Origin of the sequence: Corallincola luteus, from assembly GCF_004336975.1 — a bacterium.
Classification (GTDB): domain Bacteria; phylum Pseudomonadota; class Gammaproteobacteria; order Enterobacterales; family Neiellaceae; genus Corallincola; species Corallincola holothuriorum.
Window position 1 is genome coordinate 58,048 of record NZ_SJXE01000013.1, and the last position, 9,935, is coordinate 67,982.

A 9,935-nucleotide genomic window follows, 5' to 3' on the forward strand; every position below is an offset into this window, starting at 1 on the left:
CAATGGAGCCGATTGCACTGCTCAATGATGTACGGGCGATGGCGGTCGAAGCCGGCAATTTGATAGTTGATATCTATCAGCAGGGACGGTTCGAAAAGCTTACTAAACAGGATGAAACGCCGGTAACGACAGCTGATCTGAAAGCTAATGATTTACTTATCAAACGTTTGACGGCTTTAGCCCCTGATATTCCAATCTTATCGGAAGAGGTCACAGACGTTGGTTTTAACAAGCGTTGCCACTGGGACAAGTATTGGCTCATTGATCCTCTAGATGGTACTGGTGAATTTATTGCAGGAAGTGGCGATTTTGCCGTGAACGTCGCACTGATCGTCGGTGGTGTACCCACACTGGGTGTGGTTCATGCGCCGGTATCAGGGATAACCTATTTTGCTACCCGTGGTCATGGCGCTTTTAAGTGTCAAAACGGCGATACTCAGGCAATCAAAGCCACTAAGTTGTCACCGCAGCTGCCTTACTCTTTGCGGGTCGCTGTCAGCCGTCGGCAAAACCTTGAGTTGATCACTGATCGTCTGCACGAGGATGTGCAGGCCGAGTTCATTCCCTTTGGCAGTAGTACACTGAAAAGCTGTATGGTTGCCGAGGGCGTTGCAGACTGTTATCTGCGTATTGGTCCTACCGGAGAGTGGGACACTGGTGCGGCACAATGTGTTGTCGATGAAGCAGGGGGGCGCATTCTCGACCTTGCCCTCAACCCGCTTAGCTACAATGAACGCGAATCGTTGGAGAACCCGAATTTCATTGTCTTGGGGGACGAGTCATTGCCTTGGAGCTGCATGTTAAAGAGTTAACCAGTGACGATCTGACGAGACAAAAAAAACCGCTGATAGTCAGCGGTTTTTTTGATTGAGCAGGTCATCAAAACAGTCGGTTTAAGCCGTTGAGCGCCGCAACACGATAGGCTTCAGCCATCGTCGGGTAGTTGAAGGTGGTACGGACAAAATACTCGATGGTATTTGCGTCACCTTCTTGCTCCATGATTGCCTGACCGATATGCAGGATCTCAGATGCGTTCACACCGAAACAGTGAATGCCAAGGATCTGCTTAGTTTCGCGATGGAAAAGTAACTTCAAACAGCCAACGCCAGCGTTGGCGATCTGTGCGCGAGCCAAGCTAGAGAAGTGTGCCTGACCGATCTCGTATGGGATCTTCGCTGCGGTTAACTCCTGCTCAGTTTTTCCTACTGAACTAATTTCAGGAATGGTGTAGATCCCGGTGGGAATATTTCCTATTAGTTTCGCTTCTGCTTTGCCATCAACGATGGCATCGGCGGCGATCCGGCCCTGGTCGTAGGCGGCACTGGCTAAGCTGGGATAACCGATCACATCACCAACCGCGTAGATATTCTCAACGCTGGTTTGGTAGTGTTCATTCACTTCCAGTTGACCTCGGTGATTGGCTTTGAGGCCAACCTTGTCTAGTTTCAGCGTATCGGTATTACCGGTTCTGCCGTTGGCAAACAGCAAGGCATCAGCTTTTAATCGTTTCCCTGATTCGAAGTTCACCACCACACCATGATCTTCACCGACAACACTGGCGTAGGTTTCGTTGTGACGGATCATCACACCGGAGGAGCGCAAGTGATAGCTCAGTGCGTCGGAGATCTCAACATCAAGAAAAGAGAGTAACCGTTCGCGGCTATCGATCAGAGTTACTTTACAGTCCAGTCCGCGGAAGATGGATGCGTATTCACAGCCGATCACGCCTGCCCCATAAATGATGATATGCCGTGGGTGGTGGGTGAGATTTAAAATAGTGTCGCTGTCGTAGACCCGTGGGTGAGAAAAATCGATATCAGCGGGGCGATAGGGGCGAGAGCCCGGGGCCAACAGAAGTTTGTCAGCCGTGATTGTTTCGGTACCGCCCTCAACAACCACCTTAACAGTATTGCGATCAACCAACTCGGCGCAGCCATGGATCACATCAACATCATTGCGGTTGTAAAACCCGGCACGCATTCGGGTCTGCTTGGTGACGACAGACGCCGCTTGCTTCAAAATCTGATCAAAGGTCCAGGCGCGCGGCTTATGGAAACCTTCGACAAACAGTGGACTGTTATTGAAATCGATCAGGCGGGAAACAGAGTGGCGTAGTGCTTTTGACGGGATCGTTCCCCAATGGGTGCAGCCTCCACCGACATCTTGATGGCGTTCAACAACGGCGACTCGCTGGCCGCGTTTGCTTAAGTTCATCGCAGCACCTTCACCTCCCGGACCTGAGCCGATGATGATCGCATCGTAGTGCTTGTTTTCAATTTCTTCACAGGGTGTCGTAGGAGAGGCTTTTTGTTTTGTCACAGCGAGTATGCTTCTTATTGGCCGCAGAGAACGCCTATGTTACCGATCCCTGCAGGCCGACTAAAGTGCAAACAGCATAAAAAGCGCCCAAATGACGGAAACTCACGACAACGAGCGCTAATTTGTGGCCAATATCGGCTAATTTACTGACACTAGGGGCTGACTATTATCTGCAGCCAGTAACCGGCCAATTGCTTGTGCTGGCATATGATGTTGCGCCAATACGGCTGCAACCGCGTCACTTTGCTCCTGCGTTACCGCAATTAGCAGGCCACCACTGGTTTGTGGATCGCAGAGTAGCTGCCGCTGCAGTTCGGTTAATCGCGTGGCTTTATCACCATAGCTGGCGAAGTTACGCTCGGTACCGCCGGGAACACAGCCTTGACTGCGATAGAACTCTACCTGTGCCAGTAGTGGTACCTGGGCAAGCTCGATCTCCGCACGTACGCCGCTGCCTTCGCAGATTTCAATTAGGTGACCTAGCAGGCCAAATCCCGTGATATCGGTCATTGCGGTGACACCGTCCATCTGCGCTAACTGATAGCCTAAGCTGTTGAGTTGGCACATGGCATCAATGGCGATCAACTCATCTTCGCTACGCAGCTTTTTCTGTTTTTGGGCAGTAGTGAGAATACCGATACCCAAAGGTTTAGTAAGAAACAGTTGGCAATCGGCAGTGGCCTGATCATTGCGCTGTAGTTGGCTTAGTGGCACCTCGCCGGTGACAGCTAAACCAAAAATAGGCTCTGGGGCATCAATGCTGTGACCGCCTGCAAGCAATATTCCTGCATCAGCACAGGCTTGACGCCCACCATCAACGACTTGGGCGGCAACCTCTGGCGGCAATTTCGCCGTCGGCCAGCCAAGAATAGCGATCGCCATTAGCGGTTTGCCACCCATGGCGTAGACGTCGCTGATGGCATTAGTGGCTGCAATACGGCCGAAGGTAAAGGGATCATCGACTATCGGCATAAAAAAATCAGTGGTACTGATAACGCCGCGGCCGTCGCCTAAATCATAAACGGCGGCATCGTCTTTGCTCTGATTGCCGACTAATAGCTTAGGATCAGACGGCAGGGCAAGCTGACTGTGGAGAATGGTGTCTAATACCGCCGGGGAGATCTTGCAGCCGCAACCTGCGCCGTGGCTGTATTCGGTGAGTTTAATCGATTCCATCAAACGTATGCCTAGTTATCACAATCGGTTAAGGATAACGGTGCGCGGATTGATGACAAGTGCGGAAATCAACTATTACTGATTTCCGCACTTGTTTAGTTAGGCATACTGGGCAGTGAGTTGGCGCCACTGTTTATGTTGGGCCAACCAGCGTTGTTGTAGCTCTCGACACTGTGTCACTAGTTCACTTTGCTCATAGCGTTTCAGCATGCGTCGCTTCTTTAGGTCAAGTAAACGCTTACGAGTACTGTAGAAGGCGTTCAGCTTAGCCAGCAACTCTTCATACTCCGCTTGAGTTTTAGCAATCAATTGCTCGGTATTACTACGCCCTTGTAATCGGCTTTGCAGGCGTTGTAGCTGCATATGATAACGTGCCGCTTGGATCCGCTCTTCCGGGCTTTTTTTCAATTTACGGGTTAAACCAAGCCAACTGCAGCTTTTGATTAACCATTTGGTGGGATCAAATTGCCACCAACGAATGCCATTCCGGTAATCGTATTCAAACAGATGATGAAAATTATGATAGCCTTCGCCATAGGTTAAAAAGGCGAGAAAACCGTTATCGCGCGCACTGTTCTTATCGGTGTAGGTTTGCTTGCCCCAGATATGCGCCAATGAGTTGATAAAGAAAGTGAAATGGTGGCTAAGTACCAGTCGCAGTAACCCACACATCAGGAAAGCGCCGATCACGTCACCACTAAACAGACCAAAGATGACTGGAATACCGATATTGGTGGCGAGCACTAGGCGGAGGTAATACTTGTGTTGCCACATCACGACCTTATCGCGGGTGAGATCACGAACATTACGGTAGTCGTCATAACTGTCGCCTTGATACTCGCGCAACATCCAGCCGATATGGCTGTACCAGAAGCCGCGTCCGGCGGAGTAGGGATCTTTCTCATTATTGTCGACATGGCGATGATGCACCCGATGATCAGAGCTCCAGTGCAGGGCACTGTTTTGTAGAGCAAATGCGCCACCAATAGCGAATATTACTTTCAGGACAGGGTGCGCTTCGTAGGTCTTGTGTGACCATAAGCGGTGATAACCCGCCGTGATAGATATTCCTGAATAGCCAAGTAGTAAAATACAGCCGACCACTTCCGCGAGGCCGAAGCCGTGATAAACACCCCAAGCTGGAACTAGGATCAAAGCTCCCAGTAGAGTTAAAGAAAATAGCAGGATATTAGTCCATATCAGTGGTGGTTTAGGTGAAACTGACATTATTGGGTACTCATGTTTATTTTCAGCGTACAGTTGTACGCTGATTCTATCTCGCCTGTTCCCTAATGCAACCATTCTTATATGATCCTGCCTTGGGTATGATGGGGATGAAGATGGCAGTGTAAATTGACAAACAAGGGGCGTTCGTGGGCGTTCGGGCAGAACAAAAGTTAAAAACAAGACAGGCACTAGTTGATTCGGCCTTGTCACAACTCAGTGCGGAAGTAAGCTTTGCCAGCCTGAGTCTGCGTGAAGTATCACGGGAGGCCGGTATCGCTCCCACCTCTTTTTATCGCCACTTCCGGGATATGGATGAGCTCGGTTTAACCTTAGTGGATAGCGCAGGTTTGACCCTGCGACAGCTGATGCGTCAGGCACGGCAGCGGATTAAGGATGGCGGCTCGGTGATCAGAACCTCTGTGGAAACTTTCATGGAGTTTGTCACTGAGAACCCCAATGTTTTCCGTTTGTTACTGCGTGAACGTTCCGGCACTTCGGCCTCTTTTCGGGCCGCGGTAGCACGCGAGATCCAGCATTTTATTGAAGAGCTGGCGCACTATCTGATGTTGCAGGTGGGAGGGCGTTCGGCGGATGTCAATGTGCAGGCTGAGGCGATGGTTACTCTGGTGTTTAGTGCCGGTGCGGATGCACTTGATCTGCCTAAAGATCAGTTACCTGTGCTGACCGAGCGTGTGATAAAACAGTTGAAACTGGTTGCCCGTGGGGCAGCCAGTTTCAGATCGGATGAGATCGAGTAACCTGCTTATTGGCGGCGAGTGAGTAGAACGCCAGCTTCGCAATGGTGGGTGTAAGGAAATTGATCAAATAATGCGAAACGGCTGATCTCGTGGGTTTCGATTAACTGCTCCAGGTTTTCCGCTAAGGTTTCTGGGTTACAGGAGATATACAGAATATTGTCGTAGCCCCGTACTAGATTGACCGTCTCTGGATCTAGGCCTGAACGGGGGGGATCGACAAAAATGGTATTACATTCGTAGCTACTGAGGTCGACACCCGCCAAACGATTAAATTTTCGTCCAGCCATCGCCTCGGTGAACTCTTCACTAGACATGCGGATCACGGTGACATTATCGACCTGATTCAACTTCATATTCAATTGTGCGGATGCCACTGAAGGTTTGGCTATCTCGGTAGCCAGCACTTTACGGAAGTTCTGTGCCAGAGGCAGAGTGAAGTTGCCATTACCACAGTAGAGTTCGAGCAGGTCCCCTGACATCTCTTTGGTGGTATCGACCGCCCAATTAAGCATCTTTTCACAGACCCCTGCATTGGGTTGAGTGAAACTGTTTTCTATCTGTTGGTAGTGAAACGGCTTATCGCCGACAGTGAGCGTTTCCATCACATAGTCACGGGCTAAGACGATTTTTTGTTTGCGTGCGCGGCCGATAAGTTCAACTTTGCCATGGTGCTGTAGGGTTTGCTGTAACTGTGTTGCCGCCGCTTCCCATTCAGTGTCTAACTGACGGTGATAAAGCAGGGAGATGGTCGCTTCACCGGTTTGAGATGAGAGAAAGTCTACCTGAAATAGTTTCCGGCGGAGTATCGGTTGCCCTTTGATCTCGTTTAGCAATGCGGTCATCAGCTCATTAATAAGTTGAGACGCTTGCGGAAAGCTTGTCACTTTGTAGTGATTACGGGTGCCCTTATCAAACATGATGTAGTCAAGATCGTCCCCATCATGCCAGACCCGAAATTCAGCGCGCATCCGATAGTGACTAGGCGCTGAAGCAAATAGTTCCAATGTGGGTGGCGAAAAGCGGTTAAAGGTCTCTGTTAACCAACGACTTTTGTCCGCTAGCTGGGCATCGTATTCGGATCGGGAAAAGGATAACTCAGCCATTGGCTACTCCATTGGTCACTGCCGTTTTGACAGCGAAGCTCTCTGATAGGGGGCGCAAATTTTAGGCAAACTGGCGGCAGAGTCAAAAAAACCTGCATTAGAGCTTAGATGAGCAAAATTAAAATGGTCAAAAAACAGTCAAGTTTAATCTTGCTGAGCCGATAGAGAGTTCAGAGGCGATTAGGAGGTACGCATATCGATAGAATAAACGGATAGGACCTCATTATGTTTCAGTTCAATCAACAACTCTTCAGCAACTTATCTACAAATCGTGATCAGCTGAGTTATCAGCAGAACTATTCCGCAACAGCTTCTACTCAACCGACTCGCCCCCTGGCTAGTTTACCATCAGCGCAGCCATTGCCAGCTGCCGTTGCTCAGTCTCCACTAGTTGAGCCGCAGGCTAAAGCTGCGCGCGTTGATAAAGCGCTAAGTCAATCTTTAAGTGAGCGCTTTCCGGCGGTTGCGACGGAACCCGCCTCCGCTTATGCCACTGAAAGTTCGAAGAAACTACAAGCACTAACCGCCAAGCTGTACCAAGCGCAATCAGACGGTGCCAGTAGGAAAGAGCTAAGGGCAGAATACCGTGAGTTACGCCGGGATGTCCGTTCGGCCTTTAAAGAAGCGAGAAGCGATCTAAAAGAGAGCGGTTTGTTCGATCGCGATATGCGCCATACCTTGCAGGGTGAATGGAAAGCATTTTCTGGTTCGCTTAAGCAGTTTCGACAAGCATTGAATGAACCGGTGCAACCCACTGCTCCCCAAGCGCCTGTGCAAATGCAAACGGTGAGCTATCAAACTGCCAGCTTTAATATGAGCAGTAACGGTAGTGAAGTGAATATGAGCTTCAGTAGTCAGCAGTATTTCAGCCAGACCAATGTCGGCAATAATCAACCACAGCAATCAGCTTTGGAAAGCAAAGAGATAGCGCCAACGCCATCCCTAGTTTCTGAGTCTCAGCCTGAAGCTGTTGCAGTCGCAGAGCGCCCCACAGGGAATCAAGAAGAGGCAGCTGTAGCCGTTCTTCCGCAAGCAGAAGTTGACACCAGTGCAGAGACTTCAACCTCTAGTCAGCCCCTCTCACCCTTATCTATGTTGCAGCAGTTTTTGCAGAGCTTACCTGGAGCGGTTGGTGTAGGCAGCTATAGCATGATGGCCAGCAGTCAGTTCTCCTTCTCTGCATCAATGAATATGCAGTCTGGCAATGGCCAGTTTCAGGCAAGTTATAGCTATAGTGGCAGCGCTCAATTCTATTACGCGGTGAATGGCACTGAGAGCAGCCAGCAGACTGGCGAGGTTGCAGGGTTGGTTGGGGATCTATCCGAGCTGGCAGATCAATATCAAAGTGGTGCGATAGAAGCCGCAGTGGCCAGCGCAACAAACGCTTCGCAAGAGGATAACGATACCTATAGTCCGGGTACAGGATTCGCACAACAAAATTCCGCTGCCTCTGAGGTCGTTGACTATAAAGCGCGGCTATTGCAAGTCGAGGAGGGGTTCAAGCAGCAGTTCTCTCAACAGCGTGCCATGTATGAAGTGTCGGAGCTTATCTTTGCCCAGCTGAATGGTCAGCAGAGCTCAAACCAAACGCAGCTACAAGTAGAGAAGTTTGAGCAGTTTAACCAGTCTGTTCGGTTTAACTAGTTTGTACGTGCGCCAACGCGCAGGTTCGGGCCCCGAGTATTAAAGGTTACTTTTATTCTCTTCAGTCTGGTTTTACCATGAGACCCCACATATCAATGTGGGGTTTTCTTTTTACAGCCTCTGGTCACGATAAGCGATGTCACTGAGACAACCAATATTAGTATTTGATTCTGGCGTGGGTGGATTGTCAGTTTGGCAAGCGATCCGTTTGGCTTACCCAGAACTAACCTGTCACTACTTGATGGATAATGAAGGGCAGCCTTATGGTGAGCTTGACGATTCGACGCTGATCCGACGAGCATGTGACCTGATTATGCAGGTGGTTGCGCAGGTTAATCCCGCTTTAGTCGTAGTGGCGTGCAACTCAGCCAGCACTTTAGTGTTGCCAACGCTGCGGAAGCAACTTGACCTGCCCGTTGTTGGTGTCGTGCCAGCGATTAAGCCTGCCGCTTTTCAGAGTAGCAATAAGCATATCGGTATACTGGCAACGCCTGGCACCGTGGCTCGAGCCTATACACAGGCGTTGATCGACGAATTCGCCGCAGATTGTCGTATCTCGCGGATTGGAAACAGTGAATTGGTGGGGATGGCTGAGGACAAGTTAGCCGGAAGAGCTGTGAATTTACCACGGCTAGCGGAGATCCTTGCGCCATGGTCGCAAGGTGATGGTCCAGATACCATTGTTCTTGGTTGTACCCATTTTCCGCTGCTGGCAACAGAAATCATCGAATGCTTGCCTGCAGCCCATTGCATTGATAGCGGTGAAGCGATCGCTAGACGCGTGACAAATTTGTTGCTACCGGCGGCGAACACAGCAAAGTTGGATGTCAAAGAGAGGACGTTATGGGTGACGAAACAAGATCAGCGTGTAGCTCAGCAATGGTCATCTTTCTTATTGGCTGGTTTGACACAAATACAGGTAATAAAAAGCCGGCTAACTTAGCCGGCTTTTGTGTACCTAATATCGATTAGGTATCTTCGTCTTTACGTTCCTTAGCTTCACGTACTTTCAACGTTCGCTGTTGGAACTCATTGTCATTCAGCGCGGTCACCGCTTTACTTGCATCCGCTTGGCTCATCTCGACAAAACCATAACCTTTACGACGGCCAGTTTGACGATCTTTCATTAGGCGTACCGAAAACACTTTGCCGTACTTCTCAAATAATTCGCGCACGGCGGCTTCATTCGCACGGTAGGGAAGATTTCCCACATAAAGGGTTTTAACTTCACCTGGCTCGACATGATGGTCTTCATCGTCTTCTTCATCATCAATGTCATCAGCGCTATGGCTTGGCAAAAACAATGGAACAACAACGCCACCAATGACAAGGCCAGCGGCAAACAAAACACTGCCGCTGATTTGAATATTTAGAAACTGTACTGCGAGATATCCTAATAAGGCCAATGCGGCACTAAAGAGGAGAGACTTGATAAAATTAACTGCATTCATTGCATTTGTACTCAATGTTGTAATAACTAAACGTTTGAAGGCAAAAAGTAAGATTTTTGATACTAACGGGCTTTCTGACTATCAACCAGCTTTGCCCTACATTAACTGCCGCTGTTGTTACAAAATTTAAACATGGCTCTCATTTTTGCTGGTTTGCACAAGAACTGACCACTTGAACTAGATCACATAAAAAAAGCGTTGACGGTAGGATTAAGGTGCCTATAATGCCGCCTCACTCGCTCAGGGCGAGGCAGCGG

The 9,935-nt window shown here is 49.5% G+C and carries 9 protein-coding genes; 4 read left to right on the forward strand and 5 right to left on the reverse strand.

The annotated features are described in order from the left end of the window. Positions 1–2 precede the first annotated feature (2 nt). Positions 3–812 carry a 3'(2'),5'-bisphosphate nucleotidase CysQ gene (cysQ, locus tag EZV61_RS18115; protein ID WP_131417406.1) on the forward strand — a complete coding sequence of 270 codons (810 nt, stop codon included), beginning with the start codon at positions 3–5 and terminating at the stop codon, positions 810–812. Between the two features lie 67 nt (positions 813–879). On the opposite strand, the gene sthA is transcribed toward cysQ, so the two are convergent. The 3 genes from sthA to EZV61_RS18130 all read right to left on the reverse strand — a co-directional run bounded on the left by sthA (position 880) and on the right by EZV61_RS18130 (position 4,722). Next, a complete protein-coding gene (gene sthA / locus EZV61_RS18120) occupies positions 880–2,319 on the reverse strand; it encodes a Si-specific NAD(P)(+) transhydrogenase (RefSeq protein WP_205695409.1) in 1,440 nt (479 codons plus the stop codon). 138 nt (positions 2,320–2,457) lie between these two features. Then, positions 2,458–3,498 carry a selenide, water dikinase SelD gene (gene selD / locus EZV61_RS18125; protein ID WP_165569659.1) on the reverse strand — a complete coding sequence of 347 codons (1,041 nt, stop codon included), beginning with the start codon at positions 3,496–3,498 and terminating at the stop codon, positions 2,458–2,460. A 96-nt stretch (positions 3,499–3,594) separates the two neighbouring features. Then, on the reverse strand, positions 3,595–4,722 hold the full coding sequence (locus EZV61_RS18130; protein ID WP_114337747.1) for an acyl-CoA desaturase: 1,128 nt from the start codon (positions 4,720–4,722) through the stop codon (positions 3,595–3,597). A 146-nt stretch (positions 4,723–4,868) separates the two neighbouring features. Here EZV61_RS18130 and fabR point away from each other — a divergent pair, with 146 nt between their 5' ends. Beyond that, positions 4,869–5,480 carry an HTH-type transcriptional repressor FabR gene (gene fabR, locus EZV61_RS18135; protein ID WP_114337748.1) on the forward strand — a complete coding sequence of 204 codons (612 nt, stop codon included), beginning with the start codon at positions 4,869–4,871 and terminating at the stop codon, positions 5,478–5,480. Positions 5,481–5,485: 5 nt separating this feature from the next. Here fabR and trmA read toward each other — a convergent pair whose 3' ends face one another. Next, positions 5,486–6,583 carry a tRNA (uridine(54)-C5)-methyltransferase TrmA gene (trmA, locus tag EZV61_RS18140; RefSeq protein WP_114337749.1) on the reverse strand — a complete coding sequence of 366 codons (1,098 nt, stop codon included), beginning with the start codon at positions 6,581–6,583 and terminating at the stop codon, positions 5,486–5,488. 225 nt (positions 6,584–6,808) lie between these two features. Between trmA and EZV61_RS18145 the strand changes: the two genes are divergently transcribed. Both EZV61_RS18145 and murI read left to right on the forward strand, forming a co-directional pair. After that, positions 6,809–8,227: a hypothetical protein gene (locus EZV61_RS18145; RefSeq protein ID WP_114337750.1), complete on the forward strand. Its 1,419-nt coding sequence runs from the start codon at positions 6,809–6,811 to the stop codon at positions 8,225–8,227. Positions 8,228–8,363: 136 nt separating this feature from the next. Next, entirely contained in the window at positions 8,364–9,170 is an 807-nt protein-coding gene (gene murI / locus EZV61_RS18150; RefSeq protein ID WP_131417398.1) for a glutamate racemase, read from the forward strand. Positions 9,171–9,195: 25 nt separating this feature from the next. Here the strand turns inward: murI and EZV61_RS18155 are convergent, their stop codons facing one another. Continuing rightward, positions 9,196–9,678 (reverse strand): RNA recognition motif domain-containing protein, encoded by a 483-nt coding sequence (locus EZV61_RS18155; RefSeq protein ID WP_114337752.1) that lies wholly within the window; start codon positions 9,676–9,678, stop codon positions 9,196–9,198. Between the last annotated feature and the right edge of the window lie 257 nt (positions 9,679–9,935).